The sequence below is a fragment of the Gordonia terrae genome, assembly GCF_001698225.1.
Classification (GTDB): Bacteria; Actinomycetota; Actinomycetes; order Mycobacteriales; family Mycobacteriaceae; genus Gordonia; species Gordonia terrae.
This window is the reverse complement of record NZ_CP016594.1, coordinates 3,544,478-3,562,820: the sequence shown is the minus strand read 5'-3', so window position 1 is coordinate 3,562,820 and position 18,343 is coordinate 3,544,478. Positions and strand designations below refer to the sequence as shown.

General features: G+C 69.5%; 17 protein-coding genes and 1 other RNA gene. 8 read left to right on the top strand and 10 right to left on the bottom strand.

The annotated features are described in order from the left end of the window. Positions 1–101: 101 nt before the first annotated feature. From BCM27_RS15905 to BCM27_RS15890, 4 genes are all read right to left on the bottom strand, one after another. A complete protein-coding gene (locus BCM27_RS15905) occupies positions 102–809 on the bottom strand; it encodes a CPBP family intramembrane glutamic endopeptidase (RefSeq protein ID WP_004022963.1) in 708 nt (235 codons plus the stop codon). A 50-nt stretch (positions 810–859) separates the two neighbouring features. After that, the gene (locus BCM27_RS15900) at positions 860–1,951 is read right to left on the bottom strand and encodes an NAD(P)H-binding protein (protein ID WP_004022962.1); all 1,092 of its coding nucleotides are present in this window, start codon (positions 1,949–1,951) and stop codon (positions 860–862) included. Positions 1,952–2,053: 102 nt separating this feature from the next. After that, complete coding sequence (locus BCM27_RS15895; RefSeq protein WP_004022961.1) at positions 2,054–3,037, bottom strand: helix-turn-helix transcriptional regulator; 984 nt, start codon at positions 3,035–3,037, stop codon at positions 2,054–2,056. A 74-nt stretch (positions 3,038–3,111) separates the two neighbouring features. Beyond that, complete coding sequence (locus BCM27_RS15890; RefSeq protein WP_004022960.1) at positions 3,112–4,716, bottom strand: serine/threonine-protein kinase; 1,605 nt, start codon at positions 4,714–4,716, stop codon at positions 3,112–3,114. Between the two features lie 107 nt (positions 4,717–4,823). Between BCM27_RS15890 and BCM27_RS15885 the strand changes: the two genes are divergently transcribed. Next, on the top strand, positions 4,824–5,648 hold the full coding sequence (locus tag BCM27_RS15885) for a maleylpyruvate isomerase family mycothiol-dependent enzyme (RefSeq protein WP_004022959.1): 825 nt from the start codon (positions 4,824–4,826) through the stop codon (positions 5,646–5,648). 63 nt (positions 5,649–5,711) lie between these two features. Here the strand turns inward: BCM27_RS15885 and BCM27_RS15880 are convergent, their stop codons facing one another. The 3 genes from BCM27_RS15880 to BCM27_RS15870 form a co-directional block, all read right to left on the bottom strand. Continuing rightward, positions 5,712–6,599 (bottom strand): type IV toxin-antitoxin system AbiEi family antitoxin domain-containing protein, encoded by an 888-nt coding sequence (locus tag BCM27_RS15880; protein WP_033204027.1) that lies wholly within the window; start codon positions 6,597–6,599, stop codon positions 5,712–5,714. Between the two features lie 161 nt (positions 6,600–6,760). Then, the gene (locus BCM27_RS15875; RefSeq protein WP_004022957.1) at positions 6,761–8,749 is read right to left on the bottom strand and encodes a protein kinase domain-containing protein; all 1,989 of its coding nucleotides are present in this window, start codon (positions 8,747–8,749) and stop codon (positions 6,761–6,763) included. An 87-nt stretch (positions 8,750–8,836) separates the two neighbouring features. Further along, the gene (locus BCM27_RS15870; protein ID WP_033203938.1) at positions 8,837–9,649 is read right to left on the bottom strand and encodes a spermidine synthase; all 813 of its coding nucleotides are present in this window, start codon (positions 9,647–9,649) and stop codon (positions 8,837–8,839) included. 42 nt (positions 9,650–9,691) lie between these two features. On the opposite strand from BCM27_RS15870, the gene BCM27_RS15865 reads away from it, so the two are divergent. Next, entirely contained in the window at positions 9,692–10,696 is a 1,005-nt protein-coding gene (locus tag BCM27_RS15865) for a cobalamin biosynthesis protein (RefSeq protein WP_051987148.1), read from the top strand. Here BCM27_RS15865 and BCM27_RS15860 read toward each other — a convergent pair. Next, the gene (locus BCM27_RS15860; RefSeq protein ID WP_172622062.1) at positions 10,674–11,669 is read right to left on the bottom strand and encodes an SURF1 family cytochrome oxidase biogenesis protein; all 996 of its coding nucleotides are present in this window, start codon (positions 11,667–11,669) and stop codon (positions 10,674–10,676) included. The two genes, BCM27_RS15865 and BCM27_RS15860, sit on opposite strands and share 23 nt — an antisense overlap. 37 nt (positions 11,670–11,706) lie before the next feature. Between BCM27_RS15860 and BCM27_RS15855 the strand changes: the two genes are divergently transcribed. Next, positions 11,707–12,711 (top strand): zinc-binding metallopeptidase family protein, encoded by a 1,005-nt coding sequence (locus tag BCM27_RS15855; protein WP_004022953.1) that lies wholly within the window; start codon positions 11,707–11,709, stop codon positions 12,709–12,711. Positions 12,712–12,728: 17 nt separating this feature from the next. On the opposite strand, the gene BCM27_RS15850 is transcribed toward BCM27_RS15855, so the two are convergent. Both BCM27_RS15850 and BCM27_RS15845 read right to left on the bottom strand, forming a co-directional pair. Further along, the gene (locus tag BCM27_RS15850; RefSeq protein WP_033203936.1) at positions 12,729–13,208 is read right to left on the bottom strand and encodes a low molecular weight protein-tyrosine-phosphatase; all 480 of its coding nucleotides are present in this window, start codon (positions 13,206–13,208) and stop codon (positions 12,729–12,731) included. Between the two features lie 45 nt (positions 13,209–13,253). Next, positions 13,254–13,940 (bottom strand): HAD hydrolase-like protein, encoded by a 687-nt coding sequence (locus BCM27_RS15845; protein WP_004022951.1) that lies wholly within the window; start codon positions 13,938–13,940, stop codon positions 13,254–13,256. A gap of 30 nt (positions 13,941–13,970) precedes the next feature. On the opposite strand from BCM27_RS15845, the gene cobC reads away from it, so the two are divergent. The 5 genes from cobC to rnpB all read left to right on the top strand — a co-directional run bounded on the left by cobC (position 13,971) and on the right by rnpB (position 18,285). After that, positions 13,971–15,167, top strand: coding sequence for an Rv2231c family histidinol phosphate aminotransferase CobC (cobC, locus tag BCM27_RS15840; protein ID WP_004022950.1), 1,197 nt, complete (start codon positions 13,971–13,973; stop codon positions 15,165–15,167). Beyond that, the gene (locus BCM27_RS15835; protein ID WP_004022949.1) at positions 15,145–16,281 is read left to right on the top strand and encodes a Nif3-like dinuclear metal center hexameric protein; all 1,137 of its coding nucleotides are present in this window, start codon (positions 15,145–15,147) and stop codon (positions 16,279–16,281) included. The genes cobC and BCM27_RS15835 overlap by 23 nt, the downstream gene beginning before the upstream one ends. Positions 16,282–16,362: 81 nt before the next feature. Continuing rightward, entirely contained in the window at positions 16,363–17,100 is a 738-nt protein-coding gene (locus BCM27_RS15830; protein WP_004022948.1) for a zinc ribbon domain-containing protein, read from the top strand. A 4-nt stretch (positions 17,101–17,104) separates the two neighbouring features. Beyond that, positions 17,105–17,797, top strand: a complete 693-nt coding sequence (locus BCM27_RS15825; protein ID WP_033203934.1) for a histidine phosphatase family protein — start codon at positions 17,105–17,107, stop codon at positions 17,795–17,797. A 71-nt stretch (positions 17,798–17,868) separates the two neighbouring features. Then, positions 17,869–18,285, top strand: an RNA gene (gene rnpB / locus BCM27_RS15820) — RNase P RNA component class A. The last annotated feature ends 58 nt before the right edge of the window (positions 18,286–18,343 follow it).

Genomic DNA, 18,343 nt, shown 5'->3' with positions numbered 1-18,343 from the left:
AAGGGTGTCGATGCCCCGGAGAGTAGGGAGCGGGACCGGCAGACTTCAACTCGACTGCCAGACTTCGATCGAAGTCTGGCAGTCGAGTCGAGGTCTGGCTGTCAGGCGAAGACGGGCGGTAGCGCCAGGACCATGACGGCGCCCCAGATCACGTGGGTGATCGCGGGTGCGAGGACGCCGGCGGTGCTGCGACGGAGGATCGCGCAGACGGTGCCGAGGACGGCGCCGGCGAAGCCGAGCATCACATTGCCGCTGGCCATGGTGACCAGCACATAGATCACCGTCGACACGAGGATCGGGTTGTGCGGGCGCGCCGCCGAATAAACCGAGCCGCGGAAGAACAACTCTTCGGCGAGGCCGTTGACCATGGTGATCGCGGTGACCACGGCGAGGCTGCCGAAGTCGGCGAAGGCGAGCACCTGGTTGGCGAGGTCGCTGACGCCCGGGATCATCCGTGCGACCAGGCCGCCGACCACGAACGCGCCGCCCACCGCCAGGCCGACGACGACGCCGAGTCCGATGGCGCCGATGCGGTCGGGTGGGCGTGACGGGGTGGGGCTGAAGGCACCGAGCCGCAGCGGTCCGGAGACGAATGCGCCGACGATCCACACCGCAGCCAGACCGATGGTCAGCGGATAGAAGGCCGCATCTCCCGGCTCCACCCGCAGGGAGACGCCGAGAACCACTGCGCCGATGACGAGGAAGACGCCGACCAGCCAGCGTCGTCGGATGTAGTGGGCGCCGGGGTCGGGGTCACGGTCCGCGGCGACGGAGTCGTACAGGTCGCGCGCCAGTGAGGTCACCAGCACATCACCACCTCGTTCGATCGGTCAGAGAATCGGTCGATCAACGGTTACGGTCACGACGCTACATCGGTGCGTGTGGGACGGAGAACTCCGACGACCTTCGACGCGACCCCGATGGACGTGCCGATCGTCTCGACGACACTCCGCTTCACACGGAGCCAGTCACCGCCGGCCCAGGCCGGATCGGTGTCGGCGAGATGATGCAGGTCGTCGAGATCGCACACCGAGCGGGGGTACGGCGACCGCACCGAGGCATGGACGGCCTCGCGCATCGGCGTCAGACCGCCTTCCGGTGGCGGGACGAGATCGCGGATGCGGTGCTCGGACGCCGTCATCGGATGGTCGAGCGAGGTGACGAGTTCTTCGGTGAGAGACGCCGGCACCGGCACGAGCATGCCGCCGACCCGCCCCGCGAGCCGGGTCGAGATCCCGAAGACCGGCAGCCGCAGTCTCGGCATCCGGATCGCCGACACGTATTCGTGCAGGATCGAGATGTAGCGTGCGCTGTCGGGGCCGGAGATGTCGTAGTGCCCTGCGGGCAGGACCGACGAGTCGCACGCCGCAGCCAGGTAGTGAACCGCGTCGCGGATGGAGATGGGATCCATCTCGTTGGTGATCCAGTCGGGCTCGGGGATCACCGGCAGCCGATCGGCCATGTACCGGATGATCTCGAACGACGTCGAACCGGCGCCGATGACCACTGCTGCGCGTAGCCACACGAGTTCTGGCCCGCCGTCGATCGCGAGACCCTCGGCCACGTCGGCGCGGCTCTGCAGGTGGGTGGACAGCTTGTCGTCCGATGGCACGAAACCGCCGAGGTAGATGATGCGATCGACTCCGCTGTCGCGGGCGGCCTCGGCGACGTTGCGCGCAGCATCCCGGTCGCCGTTGGCGAAGTCGGCCTGGCCGATCGCATGGACGAGGTAGTAGATCGCGTCGATCTGACCCGCGTCCGACATCGCCTTCGTCACCGAAGCCGGGTCATCGGCATCCATGGTCACCATGCTGACCTGCGACGACCAGCCGAATTTGGCGAGCTTTCGCGTGTCCCGCGACGTGACGACCACGTCGTGTCCCTGTTTGAGCAGTGCGCACACCAATCGGGACCCGACGTACCCCGTGGCGCCAGTGATGAGAAGTCGCATGACACCGACGGTAGAGACATTCGGCGGAGTCGGTCGGGCTCGCGCCCGGGGTGTGACGGACACGGTGCCGATGTCACGGCGAGATAACAGCCGTGACGGCGATCACGGTTGGGCGTCGACCGCTCTGCGGTACCGCTCTGCGACCTGGTCGTGGTACTCCGCCGCCGCCGCCATCTCGGCGCGAAGTTCGGCTGGTTCGATGATGGTGAAGTCCGCTCCGAACGCGTACATCCAGCGCGCTATCGATGCCAGCGACGTGCTGTACAGGGTGACCTCGCAACTGTGCTCGTCGCCGGACTCGAGCGCCCCCCAGGATTCGTGAACCATCGCCGAGACCTCATCGAGCGAGGCGTGGATGCGTACTCGCGCGGTCGCGCGCCGATAGACCGAACCGAGGCCGCGCAGCACGAACGCCGCCGCGCCGCCCTCGGGTGGCTCGCGCGGGGTGAACCGCGGCCCGGTCGGCACTTTCGGTTCCATCCGGTCGACGCGAAACGACCGCCAGTCCATCCGCTGGATGTCGAAACCGACCAGATACCAGCGGTTCCCGTTGCGGACGAGACGATAGGGCTCGATCTCGCGCCGACTCTCCTCGCCGTCGTTGCGCCGGTAGTCGAATCGCAGGCGCTCGTTCCGGTGGCATGCGGTTGCGATCTCGGTGAGCCGGTCGGCCGACACGGCGCTCGCCGGTGCCGTGCGGGGCACGGCCTCGATCCGCAGTGCATCGAGCCGGTGGCGCAGTCTCGACGGCATGACCTGACGCAGCTTCGCCAGTGCGCCCGCCGACGCCTCCGCCATGTCGGCGACCGCGCCGGTGGTCACCGCGTCGAGTCCCAGGGCGACCGCGAGGACCTCCTGGTCGTCGAGCAGCAGCGGCGGCATCTCGGCGCCCGCGCCCAGCCGGTAGCCACCACGCGAGCCGACGTTGGCATCCACCGGATAACCCAACTCGCGCAGCTTGTCGACATCGCGACGTACGGTGCGAGTGGTGATGTCGAGGCGTTCGGCGAGCTCTCGACCCGACCACTCGCGTCGTGTCTGCAGCAGCGACAACAGCGCCAGCAACCGAGCCGAGGTTTCCAACATGCGTCTCATCGTGCCCGATGACGCGGACAGATTCGGTCCTTGTTCGGTGCGACGTCACATTCTGTCGGCGGGGGTCAGCAGGTGATCTGCGATTCCGGGTCGCTGGTGTAGTCGAGCCATCGGCCGTACGACGGTCCGCCGATCTGGTTGCGCATCGAGCAGATGTCACCCAGAGTTCGGCCGGCAACGTAGTAGACCGCGTAGATCGGAGTGCCCACCCGGCTCACCTGTTTCAGCGACGGACACGACTGATCGGTGCGCAGGTAGCTCGCTCCCGGGAACTGATTCAGATATGACTGCACTTCTCCGGGGTAATTGCCGGGCGCGATCGCGTTGGCAACCACGACGATTCCCGTGCCGTCGCACGCCGGTCGGGTCATCGGCACGGTGAGACCGAGGTCGCCCGGGACGATTGCGCGCGGTGAACTCGTCGAGGGCAGCGACGATGGACCTGGCCGGGAGGTGGGGCCCGGTTGTGATGTCGGTCCGGGCGCCGTCGGCGCCGAAGTCGATGAAGGCGTGGTCACGGTGGTCGGTGGCGCCGAGAGGTCACCCGCCGTCGCGGGGCTGTCCCGCTGGGTGGTGACGATGGCCCAGGCGACGATCCCGGCGCAGAGGAGCAGCACGACGACCGTGGCGACGATGATCGGGACCAGAGGCGAACGGCGGCGCGTCGGCGAAGTCCAGGCCGCGGCCCGGGTGGCGTCCCATGGTCCGACCGGACCAGGGGTGCCGTTCGGACCGGACGCGTATCGAGTCGCGGGCACGACGGTCGGCGGGCCGGCCGGAATGATCGTAGGGGTGCCACCGAGAGGCTCCGAGCGCAGGGCCGCCCCGGCGTCGGCGACCAATTCGGCGGACGAATGCTGACGCTGCGCCGGATCTTTCGCCATCCCGCGGGCGATGACGTGATCGACGGCGGCACCCAGGCGCGGCGGCGGGGCGGTCAGGTGAGCGGCGATCAGCCGTTCGATTGTCGTCGCCGAAGCGAACGGGTGTGTGCCGGCGAGACATTCGAAGAGCACGCACGCCAGCGCGTAGACGTCTGCGGGCGGTCCGACGGCGTCGTCCCCGAACCGTTCGGGCGCCATGTAACCGAAGGAACCGACCGCGGTGCCGGTGCTCGTGAACCGCGTATCCGTGTCCGCCTGCGCGAGACCGAAATCCACGAGGTATGCGAAGTCGCGATCGTCGACGAGGATGTTGTCGGGCTTGACGTCGCGGTGTACGAGCCCGGAACGATGCGCCGCATCGAGCGCGTCGCCGATCTGGCCGATGATCCGCAGCGCGCGGTCGGGCGGCAGGGGCCCGTCTTCGAGGAGCAGGGTACGCAGGTCACGGCCATCGACGAGACGCATGTCGATGAACAGGCGACCGTCGATCTCGCCCCAGTCGTGGATCGGGATGACGTGCGGGTCGTTGAGGCGGGCGGCGACGCGCGACTCGCGGTGGAACCGGTCACGGAACGCAGGATCGTCGGCGACCTGCGGTCCGAGCACCTTCAGGGCGACGACCCGATCCTTGCGGGTGTCGGTGGCGCGGTAGACCTCGCCCATCCCGCCCCGGCCGATCAACCCCTCGATGAGGTAGGGGCCGAGTCGATCGCCGGGGCGTACGGATTCTGACACGCGGACAAGAGTAGGGGGCCATAGTCGTCTGCGGACGTCGACACCACGCATTGTCGCCCGTTCGGCGGGTCCCGGGATTCACGGAACGGTCCTCGATACGGTTGACCCGAGTGATCCGCCGGCGACCCCGACACCGGCACCGACCCGAGGGAGTGACGATGGCGACGACGATCCTGCCGATCGACGAGGTGACCGAGGCGCTGATCGCCCAGTGGGGCGTGATCGGTGAGCTGGCCCGGACGCTCGACGACGACGCGTGGTCGGCTCCGTCGGTTCTCCCCGGCTGGACCAACGCCGACATCGTCGCCCATGTCGTCGGCACCGAGAGCATGCTCGACGGTCGCGACGTCGAGGCCACCCGCACGATCAGCGCCCTCGATCACGTCCGCAATCCGATCGGTGAACTCAACGAGAAGTGGGTCGACCACTACCGGCCGAAGCCGCGTGCCGAGGTGGTCGCCGCCCTCGACGAGATCATCGGCGTCCGCACCGCGGCGCTGAAAGCCATGTCGCAGGCCGACTTCGACGCCGAGGCGATGACGCCCGCCGGGCCCGACACCTACGGCCGATTCATGCGGATCCGCATCTTCGACTGCTGGGTGCACGAGATCGACCTGCGTGACGGCACCGACCGTTCCGCGGTCGCGGAGCCCGGCCCGGCGTCCCTGGCCCTCGATGAGATCGGTGCGTCGCTCCCGTTCGTCGTCGGCAAGCGGGCCGACGCGCCCAAGGGCAGTACCGTGCTGTTCGACATCACCGGGGTGTCCCCGCGAACCGTGCGGATCGCGGTCGGGGACCGGGCGGGCATCGTCGACGAGTTCGACGGCGGTGACGATGCTGCCGACGTACGCATCCGGCTGGACGCCACCAACTTGGCGCGGTTCGCCGGAGGGCGGCGTGACGCGGATCCGTCCGCGGTGGAGTTGCATGGCGATCATGCTCTGGGACAAGCGATCCTGAAGCGGATGAACTACGTGATCTGATCGGCCGGGCGGTCGCGTTCCGGTTGCGTTTTGTCCCGGAAGCCGGGACAAAACGCAACCGGATCAGGCGACCGAGCGGCTCAAGGCACCGCGCACCGTGGTCACCACCTGATCGCCCCGTTCGACGATGTCGGCCCAGGTGAAATTCAGCACTGTCCAGCCCGCGGCGATCAACGCATTGCGTTTGGTCCGATCCCGCTGAAATGTCGTGACGTCGCGGTGATGGGCGAAACCGTCGATTTCCACGGCCAGCTTCTCGCGGGTGAAGGCCACGTCGATGACATACCCCTCGGCACTCATGTTCGGTGTCCAGCCCACCGTGCCCGACTCGTGAAACAGCGTGGCCACGATCCGCTCGGCCTCCGACCGCGCGCCATCGCCGAGGAGCCGCAAGTAGCGGGTGATGGTCGGGGAACCGTGCCGCCTGGGGTACCGGGAGTGTGCGGCCTCGAGGTCGGCGAGCTTCACGGTGCCGGACAGGAGTGCCGAATCGAGAACAGCGATTCCCAGTTCGGCGGCGGCGTCGAGGACGGTGAGCGCTGTCGCAGTGACACGTAGGTCGGCGTGCGTGGTGACGTCGACCTCGTCGAGGTGTCGGTGCCGGATCACCGCGGTCGCCGACGACCGTCCATGGGCTCCGCGAGAAGCTGTGAAGACGAGGTGTTTTCGTGGCTCGGTGGGATGCAGACCGAGCCACCACGCGGCGGCGAGCCCTCCGAGTGCAGCATCGGTGCCCACCGAGAGCACGGCGATGCGCGCTTGAGCGCGCGCCGATCGGTGATGGCCGGCCACGAGGTACACCGCTCGAGCGACTGCCACCCATTCACCGGAGGCGCGTCGTCGGCCGATCGCGGATCGGCTCAACCCGGTTGCGATCGCCTGCGATGCCGAGACCACGCCGTCCTGCCTGCTGATCAGTTGATGAAGATCGTCCACGGGCTTTGGACGCATCAGCGGCCGTTCCGGTTGCATGCCGGGGTAGCAACCAACAAGCCTGAGGTTCCGGTTGCGGTTTGTCCCGGAAGCCGGGACCCTTCGTGACGCGCCCTCCGCAAGCTCCGGGCGCTCCTCAGGGAGCGGAGTGAGTAACCGGATCCGGGGGACTCGTCGCCCTACTCGCTGACGGTGGCCTTCTGGATCAGCAGGTTCTGATTCGGCGGACCCGACGCCGCCCCGGGGCGGGTCGGGGTGAACCCGCCGGCCAGGACCTTGTCGAGGACGGCCAGTCCGGATGGGTCGATGGTGCCGGCGATCGAGTAGGTCAGCGGGAGTCGGGTGTCGTCGGCGAGCAGGAAGAACGTGGTCGATCCGGTCGCGCCCTCGTCGTCGGGCAGGTCGAGGATGCCGACGGTGCCGCGGGGATAGGTGACCTGCGGTACCCCGTCGTCGGTGCCCGCCGACGGCAGGTTCTCGGGGAGCTCGTCCGGGCTGGTCCAGCCCGGATTGGTGCCCTCCCGGCCACCCGACGAACCGCAGATGAGGTACTGCCGCGACGCGCGGTGACACTTGCTGTTGTCGTAGAAGCCGGACTTGATCAGCGACACCATCGCCCCGACGTTGCAGGGCGCCTCCGCGCGGTCGAGCGTCAGATCGATCGTGCCCTGGCCCGCGATCGGGATCTGCGCCTCCACCGTTCCGGTGTTCGGCTGGCTCGCGGCCGGTGCGGGCTCGGTGATGCCGCCGACTGCTGTGCGCTGAGGGTAGTCGCACGTCACGGTGCCCGCCGGGATCGCACTCGTCGACGTGCTCGGCGTGGGGGAATCGTCGCCGCCGGAGCCCGACAGGACGACCACGATGCCGGTCACCGCCAGCGCGATGACCACCAGCCCGACTCCCACCGCGATGGCGACGTTCCGCCCGGTGTTCGACTTCCGCGGCGCAGGCGTCGGTGCGCCGCCCCACTGGGTCGGGCCGGAGAACTGCTGGGGACCGGAGTTTTGCTGGGGACCCGAGAACTGCTGGGGACCGGAGTACTGCTGGGGACCCGAGAACCGCTGGGAACCGGAGTGCTGCCGAGGGCCCGAATGCTGCGGGGGACCCGAGTGCGACGAGTGTCTCTGCGGGCCGGAATGCTCAGGGGGAGAAGCGAACCCGCGCGCGCCGGGCTGGCCGGCCGGGGGCGTGCCGGGCGAGATGATGGTGCGATCCGACGGAACCGGTCCGCCGGGCTTTCCGAACGCGTCCGAGCCGCTCCCGCCCGGTGCGTACGTGGGTGGGGCCGTCGGGGGTGGGGCCATCGGGGGTGGTGTCACGATGCGGGGTGTCACCGTCGGCGGCGCCGACGACGGGGGAGGGTCGGTGAGCGCGGTCGACGCCGCGCGGAGCAGTTCTCGGGCCGTCGGATAGCGGTGTGCCGGATCCTTGGCGAGTCCGCGTGCGATCACCGGGTCGAGCGGGCCACCCATGGTCGGTGGCTCCTTCGTGATGTGCGCGGTCATCAGACCCTGGTCGGTCTTCGCCGGGTACGGCGTCTGACCCGTGACGCATTCGTAGAGCACGCAGGCGAGTGCGTAGTTGTCCGAGCTGGGCCCGGCTGGGTCGTCGCCGAAGCGCTCCGGCGCCATGTACGCGAGCGTCCCGAGGGCGGTTCCGATCTGGGTGAGCCGGCTGTCCGCGGTGCCCTGGGCGATCCCGAAGTCGACGAGGTAGGCGAAGTCGTCGGCGTCGACGAGGATGTTGTCCGGCTTGATGTCGCGATGCACCAGGCCGCCACGGTGCGCGGCGTCGAGTGCGGACGCGACCTGGCCGAGGATCGCCACGGCCCGGGCGGCCGGCAGCGGGCCATCGGCGAGGAGCTTGCGCAGGTCCTGCCCGTCGACGAGCCGCATGTCGATGAACAGCACGCCGTCCTTCTCGCCCCAGTCGTGGATCGGGATGACGTGCGGGTCGGAGAGCTTCGCCGCGGTCTTCGACTCACGCTCGAATCGCTCGCGGAAGTCCTTGTCGTGTACGAGATGTGGGGGCAGGAGTTTCAACGCGACCCGGCGTTCGCGCACGGTGTCGTAGGCCTCGTACACCTCACCCATGCCGCCACGACCCAGAAGTCTGTCGATGCGGTACGGGCCCAGCGTCGTACCCGCACGCGACGATGGATCGCTCACGTCATCCTCGGTTCCTCGGCGTCGGAATCGAGACAACCCTATCCAATCGACCGTGATCGACGTGCAGCGTGCTTCGTGACGCCATCGTCACGCCTTGTCGGTGAGGGCCTCACCGCGGGCGAACTCCCGAGCGCGGTCCCCGGAGAGGATCTGAGCCGGTAGTGGGTCACTGAGCAGAGTGCGGATGAGTGTCGCCGAGGGTTCGAGCGGTGCGTCGCTGCCTGCGATCACGATGTTGCCGGTGCGCCTGCCCTTGAACATCGCGGCATCGGCGATGAGCGCCAGATGGTCGAACGCGGCTCCGACGGTCGCGGCTTCGGCCCGGGCGCCGGCGAGGTCGCGGCTGTCGCCGCAGTTGGCCAGGTACAGGCCACCGGGGGTGAGGACATCGCGCACACGCTCGGTGAACTGGGTGGTCGTCAGATGCCGCGGGGTGCGGTCGCCGGCAAAGGCGTCGCGCACGACCACATCGCGCGTGCCGGGCAGGAGCGACTCGACGACCTGCCGTGCATCGCCGACGCGGATACGCAGCTTCGGCGCGCGGGGGAGGTCGAACCATTCCCGGACGAGGCGTGCGAGTTCGGCGTCGATCTCGACGGCCACTTGACGGGCGTCCGGGTAGCGGTGGTCGAGGTGACGTGCCAGTGCGCAGGCTGCGCCGCCGAGGTGCAGAACCCGGAGGCGATCGGTGGTGTCGGGGTGACGCTCGTCGATGACGGCGGCCATCTGGCGCAGGTATTCGAAGTCGAGCGCAGTGGGGTCGTCGGGGTGGATGTGCGAGCTGTGGGCTCCGTTGATCGTGAGCAGCCACCCGCCCGCGATCGTGTCCGGGCTCAGCTCGGCAACGCCGGTGTCGATGTCGTACCGACCGGGCGTCGGGTGTGCGGTTGTCCGGGCCACGGGGGCCAAGTCTGGCACGGCACGGGTCGATACGATCGCGCGGTGCCCAGACCGCCTCGCGTTCACCGTCCCCACCCCGATCGTCGACGGGGTGCCGTCACCGCGGCCGGGATGCTGGTCGGTTTCGTGCTCGACGATCTGTTCGGCGATCCGGCACGCGGCCACCCGGTGGCCGGGTTCGGCCGGCTGACCGGCGCCGTGGAGCGTCGCATCTACCGGGATTCGCGGCGTGCGGGTGTGGGTCTGGTCGGGGTGATGGTGGGATCGACGGTGGTCCTGGCGGTTGCGGCGGATCGACGCGCGACGGGCATCGCCGGTGTCGCGATGACCGCCGCGTCGACGTGGATCGCCCTGGGCGGCACCTCGCTGTGCCGGGTCGGCGACGCGGTGGCGGAGGCACTGGAGACGCACGACATCGACGCCGCGCGGGCGCTCATCCCGAGCCTGTGCGGCCGGGACCCGGAGTCGCTCGACGAGGCCGGACTGTGCCGCGCCGCCCTCGAGTCGATCGCGGAGAACACGTCGGATGCGACGGTCGGGCCGCTGGTGTGGGGCGCCGTCGCCGGTGTCCCCGGCGTGCTGGGGTACCGGGCCGTGAACACGCTCGATGCGATGGTCGGCTACCGGAATCCGCGCTACCAGGACTTCGGTTGGGCGGCCGCGCGCCTGGACGACCTCGCCAACCTGCTGCCGGCGCGGCTCGCCGGTTCGTTGCTGGTGGTGCTCGGCGGCGCGCCGCGTCGGACCGTCGAGGCCTGGCGGCGGGACAGCGGCGCCCATCCGAGCCCGAATGCCGGGGTCGTCGAAGCCGGGTTCGCGGGTGCGCTGGGCGTGCAACTCGGCGGACGGACGGTCTACCCGCACGGAGTCGAGGTGCGTCCGACCCTCGGCTCCGGACCGGCGCCGGGACCGGCGGATCTCCGTGCCGCCGTGGCGCTGTCCCGACGCGTGCAGCGCGCGACGGTCCTGACCTGTGCGGCCGTCGCCGTCGCGCGTCCGGGCGCCACGGCCGCGGCGCGCTGGCTCAGCCGCCGTATCGCCGGGTGAGCTTGTCGCGGACGTCGCGCGACTCGTCGACGTTCCGCCGGCCGTGGCCGATGTCGCCGACCTGATGGGTCATCGTGGTTCCGGCGGCCGCCCGGAGCTCGTCACGACGGTGCTGCCGCCGCTGGGCGCGCGACTCGGCCGCCGGACCGGGAGTCGCGTCCGGTTCGGACGAGGCCTCGGAGTCGGGTCCGGCCGGGGTGGCCGCGGCCGGTTGCGCCGCCGCCGACGCCTCGGCGGCGGCCCGGCGTCGGGCGCGGATCTCGGAGTACAGGAAGTAGCCGACGCCCAGGGGGGCCATCACACCGAACGCCAGCCATTGCAGGCCGTAGGACAGGTACGGTCCGGTGTCGAGCTGCGGCAGCGAGATCTCACCGAGTGAACCCGGCTGGTCAGGGGAGAGCTGCAGGTAGAAGTCGTCCATCGGGGTCGAGGTCGCGGCGGACACCAGGCCCGGGTTGATCGTCGCGACGGTCAGCGCGCCGTTCTCGACGCGCGTGCCGCGCTCGGTACTCACGCTCTCGGCTGCCCGGATCCGGCCGTCGACGGTCTGTTCGCCCGCCGGTGGTGCGGGGATGTCGGGTACTGCACCCTCGACCGGCCGTACGTACCCGCGGTTGACGAGGATCACCCGGTCCGACCCGGTGACCGCGAACGGGGTGAGCACCTCCACGGCGGGTCGCTGGTCGATGTTGCGGAGCCGGACCAGGGCCTGCCGGTCCGTCAGATAACGGCCGGTCACCGCGACGGACCGCCACTCCGAGGACGGCACGAAGGCCGACGACGGCGCGACCTCGGCCAGCGGGGCCGTCTCGATCGACGTGGCGGTACGGATCAGGTCGTTGCGGCGTTCGGTGTCGGAGTTCTTGCCCAGCTGCCAGGGTGCGAGCAGGGTGAAGCAGGCCACCGCGAACGCCGCGACCACGAGACCGAGCGCAATCCACCCGGGCCGGAGGATCGTTCGCAGTACGTGCACACCGCCCAGGCTACCGAGCGGGGGTAGCCTGATCGAAATGCGAGACTTCCTCTGCTTGAAGTGCGGTCAGCGTCTCTCCTTCGAAAACAGTCTGTGCCTCAACTGCCGGAGCCCGCTCGGCTTCTGGCTGAAGACCCGGTCGATCCATGTCCTCGACGACAAGGCGCGCGCGGAGGTCGACGGCGTGCTGCTCGAACGTTGCGCCAACACCAAAGTCGCGCAATGCAACTGGCTGGTGAAGTGGAGTGGCAAGCCGACGATGTGCGAGTCGTGTCGGCTCACTCGCACCCGGCCCGGCGACGATGACACCGAGGCGTTGGTCATCTTCGGACAGACCGAGACCGCCAAGCGGCGCCTCATCCTGGAACTCGACGAACTCAAGCTGCCGATCGAGACGCGGGAGGAGAATCCGCAGTCCGGTCTCGCCTTCGACCTACTTTCCAGCGCGCAGCAGTCGGTCATCACCGGTCATGCGAACGGGGTCATCACGCTCGACCTGGCCGAGGGGGACGACGTTCACCGCGAACAGATGCGCGTCGAGCTCGCCGAGCCGTATCGGACCGTCCTCGGCCACTTCCGACACGAGATCGGGCACTACTACCAGCTCGTCCTCATCACCGACGATCGACGCCCGGGCTTCGAGGAATTGTTCGGCGATCCCGACGAGGACTACCAGGCAGCACTGGACCGCCACTACAGCGAGGGCGCGCCGGAGGGCTGGCAGCAGGACTTCGTGTCGTCGTACGCGACGATGCATCCGGCCGAGGATTTCGCCGAGACATTTGCGCACTACCTGCACATTCGCGACACCCTCGACACCGCGGCGGCGTTCGCGATGGCGCCCGCCGGCTCGACCTTCGAAGGGGTCCCGCCCGGTGATGTCGGCTTCGATCGAATCCTCGGCGAGTGGTTACCGCTGACCTGGGCGCTCAACCAGATCAACCGGTCGATGGGGCACCCCGACCTCTATCCGTTCGTGCTGCCCGAGAAGGTCCTGACCAAGATCCGCTTCGTGCACAACCTCGTGGCCCCGGCGGCCTGAGTTCGCGCCGGTCGAGCTCAGGACACCCCGAGCTCGGCTCGTACCCAGTCGATGAGCCCCGGCATCGAGCCCTCGATCTGCTCGCGCGTCAGTACGAAGTCGTCGGGGGTGCCGTAGTACGGGTCGGCGAGGTCGAGATCGTCGGCCGGGGCCGCGGGATCGAACGAGCGCAGCAGCCGCGTGCGGTCGCCGAGACGCTTGCGTTCGAGTTCGCGGACGTGGCCCTCGTCCATCGCGAGCAGGAGGTCGGCGTCGAAGTGCTCGGGTCCGAGCAGAGCGGCGACGTGGGCGTCGGAGTAACCGTGCGCAACCAGTTCGGTCCGCGCGCGATTGTCCGCCGGTTCGCCGACGTGGTAGCCGCTCGTCCCGCAGCTCGACACCCGCACCTTGCCGCCGAGGCCGGCGTCGTCGAGTGCGGTCCGGAAGATGTTCTGCGCCATCGGTGACCGGCAGATGTTGCCCGTACACACGAAGCAGATGTGAAGTTCGTCAGCCACTGCTACCTCAACAAGTCGATTCGCCGTCCGCTGTCGGGGTGGGGGTCACACACCCAGCACGTCGCGCAGTTCGGCCACGGACCCGACCGCCCAGGTCGCGCCCTGTTCCTCCCCGCCCAGAGCGTAACCCCAACGCACGAGGATCGCCGGGATGCCGAAGGCCGCTGCGCCCTGCACATCGTGGCTGCGGTCGCCGATCATCACGACCGGACTGGTGACGTGCCCGGTCTGCGGGTCGGTGGCGATCCCGAGCTCGTCGAGCGCGGAGGCGATCACATCGGCCTTCTCGCGGCGGGTGCCGTCGTCGCTCGCCCCGGCGATGAAGCGGAAGTGATCGGCGAGACCGAAATGGTCGAGAATCCGGCGGGCGGTGGTCTGGTTCTTCGACGTCGCGATCGCCACGGTTCGTCCCCCGGCGGCCAGATCGGCGAGCAGCTCGCCCATGCCGTCGAAGACCGAGTTCTCCAACCAGCCGACCTCGGTGTACCGCTCTCGATACGCGCGCATCGCCTTCTCGGCCACCTCGGGCGAGAGTCCCAGTGCGTTGAGCGTGTCGATCATCGGCGGTCCGGCGATGCCGGCCACGATGCGCGGGTCGGGGTCGGGCGCCCCGACCACGGCGAGAGCATGCCGAAAGCTGTTCTCGATACCTGCGAAACTGTCGGTGACCGTGCCGTCGAGGTCGACGAGTAGGACGGTCTCGGGATGGCGGGGATCCGGCGTCGTCGTCACGTCTCCATCGTGCACGTAAGGTCTGAACACATGACAGCTGGGTACGACGCGCTCGATGTCGAGACCGGGCCCTCGCGTCCGTCCGTGTCTCCTGCGCGGGCCCGCACCGGCACGGGGATCACCGAGACGCAGCCGCCGCGCGCCGATCTCACCGACCCGGAACGCCATGGCGACCAGGACGCCGTCCCAGGGCTCGTCGACTTCGCGGTCAACGTCCGCGGCACGCCGCCCGCATTCGTGCTCGACGCGATCCGGGCGGGACTCGACGATCTCGCGCGGTATCCGACCGGAGCGCAGGAGCGACGCGCCGTCGACGCCATCGCCGCGGCACACGATCGTCGCCCCGAGGAGGTGCTGCTGCTCTCCGGCGCCGCCGATGGATTCGAGATGCTCCCACGACTGGGTGCCCGGCATGCGGCCCTGATCCAGCCGTCGTTCACCGAACCCGAGATCGTGCTCCGGGCCGCCGGCATCCCGATCACCCACGTCACGCTGAGGGCGCCCTGGAACCTGGCCGCGCCGGCCGGCGTCGAGACCACCGCCACGGTGCCGGACGATGCCGACCTCGTCATCCTGGGCAACCCCACCAATCCGACCTCGGTGCTGCACCCGGTCGAGGCCATCGCCGCGCTGCGCCGGCCGGGGCGGATTCTCGTGGTCGACGAGGCCTTCGCCGACCTCACCCTCGGCGCCGACGGATCGCCCGAACCGCAGTCACTCGCCTCCGCCGACTGGCATGACCTCCTCGTGATCCGCAGTGTGACAAAGACGTTCGGTCTCGCAGGCCTGCGTGCGGGGTACCTGCTCGGACCGGCGGACCTGCTCGACCGGTTGCGGGCGGGGCGTCGGCCGTGGGCGGTGTCGACCCCCGCCCTCGCAGCGCTGACCGCCTGCGTCGAGGAGCAGGGGCAGCGCTACTGCGCCGAGACCGCGCACCTGGTCGCCGCGGAGCGTGCCGACATGGTCGACGAACTCACGCGCGTCGGACTCCGGGTGGCGGCCGCTCCCGCCGCGCCCTTCGTCCTGGTCGAGATGCCCGACGCCACCGAGGTGAAACAGCGTCTGGTCCGCCACGGTTTCGCGGTGCGGAGCTGCGCGAACTTCGTCGGCCTCGGCGACTCGCACCTTCGTCTCGCCGTCCGTGGACTTCCGCAGGTTCGGGCGCTCACGCGCGCGATCGAGTTGGTACGAGAGGAGATCGGCCGTGACGTCGGAGACCCGTTCTGAGGTGACGGTCGGTGACGTCGTCGCCGTGGTCGAACGTGCCTATCCGCCCGTCCTCGCCGAATCGTGGGATGCGGTCGGTCTGGTGTGCGGCGACCCGGCCGATTCCGCGCGCGACGTCCTGGTGTGTGTGGACGTGACCGACGCGGTGGTCGACGCCGCGGTCGAGGCCGGCGCCGGGATCGTCGTCGCCCACCATCCGCTGCTGCTGCGGGGCGTCACCTCGGTGGCCGCCGACACCCCCAAAGGACGGATCGTGCATCGGCTCATCCGCAGCGGGATCGCACTGCTGTGCGCACACACCAACGCCGACAGTGCCCGGCCCGGTGTCTCCGACGCGCTCGCCTCTGTGCTCGGACTCCGCGGCACGGTTCCGATCGATCCGAAACCGATTGCAGCCATGGACAAATGGGTCGTGATGGTGCCGGAGGGCAACGTCGAGCAGGTGAGCGAGGCCATGTTTGCCGCGGGCGCGGGAGCGATCGGTGACTACCGGGACTGCTCCTGGACCGTCGTCGGAACGGGACAGTTCGAGGCCGGCGAGGACGCGTCGCCGACCATCGGCGAGATCGGGATGCGCACCCACGTCGACGAGGCGCGGGTCGAGATGGTCGCCACCCGTGGCCTGCGCGCCGGGATCCTGCGTGCTCTGCGCAACGCCCATCCCTACGAGGAACCGGCCTTCGACGTGTTCGAGCTGGCCGACCTGGGCAGCGAGGTCGGACTCGGTCGGGTCGGGTCCCTCGCCGAGCCGATGACACTGCGCGACTTCGTCACCGAGGCCGCCCGGGTGCTGCGCACCCCGACCGGCGTTCGCGCCGCGGGTGACCCGGACGCGCTCGTGCAGACCGTCGCGGTGTGCGGCGGGGCCGGGGACTCCCTGCTCGATCGTGTCCGCGGTCTCGGCGTCGACGTCTATCTGACCGGTGATCTCCGTCATCATCCGGTCGACGAGAGTCTGCGCGATGGGGGGCCGGCTCTGGTCGACGCCGGACACTGGGCGACCGAGTTCCCGTGGTGTGCGCAGGTCGGGACGCTGCTGGAGACCGAACTGGGGGCGCCGGTGCGAGTCTTCGACGCGCCGACCGATCCGTTCGCGCTGCACAGCGCGGGCTGAGTCCGGAGAAACCGAGCCGCCGCCGGCTCGTGGACACCTCCCGCGTACGGTGGGGGGACTTTCGCCGAAGAGGAGACCGCAATGAAAGTCGACGCCGCCGTGCAGCGACTGCTGCTCGATCTCGCGGACTCCGATGCCGAGATCAACCGTCTCGTCCATCGCCGCAAGACCCTGCCGGAGGACGCCGAGATCGCCGAACACAACTCCGCGATCGATGCTGCGCGTGACGATCTGGTGCGCGCGGAGATCGCCGCGGAGGACCTGGGTCGCGAGTACCGTCGGATCGACTCCGAGGTGACCGGTATGGCCAACCGCGAGGCCAAGGACTCGGCCCTGCTGACCGCCGGTGGTCTGGCGCCGAAGGCGTTGTCGGAGTTGCAACATGAGCTGGCCGGGTTGGGTCGTCGGCGCGCCGTGCTCGAGGACGAGATGCTGTCGTTGATGGAGCAGCAGGAGGCCGTCGAATCCGAACGCACCCGTGCCGCGGCAACCATCAGCCACCTCGAGGAGAAGGTCGCCGAGGCGCAGGTCCGGCGGGACAAGTCGCTGGCGACCATCGACGAGGACCTGTCGCGTGCGCGAGAGCGCCGGGAGTCCGTGGAGGCCGAGATCGATGCGCCGCTGCTCGCGGTGTACGACAAGCAGCGGGCCGGCGGACGTATCGGTGCCGGCCTGCTGCGCGCCCGCCGCTGCGGAGCATGCCGGATGGAACTCGACCGCGGGACGATCGCAACCATCAGTGCGGCGCAGTCCGACGAGGTGATCCGATGCGAGGAGTGCGGTGCAGTCCTCGTGCGTACCGCCGAATCCGGGATCTAGATTCGTGACGGCCACTGCCGAAGAGTCCGCGCCCGAGGGCGATTCGACGACGAAGGCGCCGTCGTGGCAGGGCCGGCGGGGCGAACCGACCCGGTTCATCCTGCTCCGGCACGGACAGACCGCGCTGTCGGTGGAGCGGCGCTATTCCGGCCGTGGCAATCCCGAACTCACCGACGAGGGCCGGCGCCAGGCACGCGCGGCCGCGCAGCGCGTCGTCCGCGAGGACGGGATCACCGCAATCGTGACCTCGCCGCTGCGTCGTGCACGAGCGACGGCCGAGGAGGTCGGTGCGCTGACCGGAATCGACGTCATCGAACACCCCGGGTTGATCGAGAACGACTTCGGCGACTGGGAGGGCCTGACGTTCACCGAGGCGTCCATGCGCGACCCGGAGCTGCACCGCACCTGGCTGTCCGACATCACCGTGCCGGCGCCGGGCGGGGAGAGCTTCGCGCAGGTCGCCGAGCGCATCGCGGAGACGAAAGCCGAACTGCTGGATAAGTATTCGGGTCAGACCGTGGTGCTGGTCTCGCATGTCACGCCGATCAAGACGCTGTTACAGGGCGCACTCGGCGTCGGACCCGAGCTGTTGTTCCGGCTGCACCTCGACCTCGCGTCGGTGTCGATCGCCGAGTTCTTCGACGACGGCGGCTCCGTGGTCCGGCTCGTCAACGACGCGGCGCACTGGCGCGACTGACGCGTTCGGCGATCCCGGTCGCCGCCCGGCTGTCGACGTGCGCGGTTGCCTGCGTATCCTGGGTGCGCGAACGAGTCGGCCGGGCGGCCGCGGTACGCGGAACGGGCGGTCTCCCGCCACGCCGCGCATCGAGGAAAGTCCGGACTCCGCAGAGCAGGGTGGTTGTCAACGGCAACCCGGGGTGACCCGCGGGACAGTGCCACAGAGAACAGACCGCCGGCCGCGAGGTCGGTAAGGGTGAAACGGTGCGGTAAGAGCGCACCAGCGGCACGGGTGACCGTGCCGGCTCGGTAAACCCCACCCGGAGCAAGGCCGAAGCACGCACCTCACGGTGCGTGTGCGCGGGCGTCACGAGGGCTGCTCGCCCCAGCCCGCGGGTGGGCCGCTCGAGGTACCCGGCGACGGTGTGCCCAGATGGATGGTCGCCACCCGCACCGGTCTCACTGACCGTGCGGGTACAGGATCCGGCTTATGTGCCGACTCGTTCGCCCTTTCTCGATCGACGCCGCGATCGCGCGTCGTGCGCCGTAGGGGCCCGCGTGCTCT

Coding starts and splice junctions, on each gene's coding strand:
- BCM27_RS15900 (WP_004022962.1), bottom strand. CDS start 1,951: ATGCGACTTCTCATCACTGGCGCCACGGGGTACGTCGGGTCCCGATTG.
- BCM27_RS15895 (WP_004022961.1), bottom strand. CDS start 3,037: ATGTTGGAAACCTCGGCTCGGTTGCTGGCGCTGTTGTCGCTGCTGCAG.
- BCM27_RS15890 (WP_004022960.1), bottom strand. CDS start 4,716: ATGCGTGGTGTCGACGTCCGCAGACGACTATGGCCCCCTACTCTTGTC.
- BCM27_RS15885 (WP_004022959.1), top strand. CDS start 4,824: ATGGCGACGACGATCCTGCCGATCGACGAGGTGACCGAGGCGCTGATC.
- BCM27_RS15880 (WP_033204027.1), bottom strand. CDS start 6,599: ATGCGTCCAAAGCCCGTGGACGATCTTCATCAACTGATCAGCAGGCAG.
- BCM27_RS15855 (WP_004022953.1), top strand. CDS start 11,707: ATGCGAGACTTCCTCTGCTTGAAGTGCGGTCAGCGTCTCTCCTTCGAA.
- cobC (WP_004022950.1), top strand. CDS start 13,971: ATGACAGCTGGGTACGACGCGCTCGATGTCGAGACCGGGCCCTCGCGT.
- BCM27_RS15830 (WP_004022948.1), top strand. CDS start 16,363: ATGAAAGTCGACGCCGCCGTGCAGCGACTGCTGCTCGATCTCGCGGAC.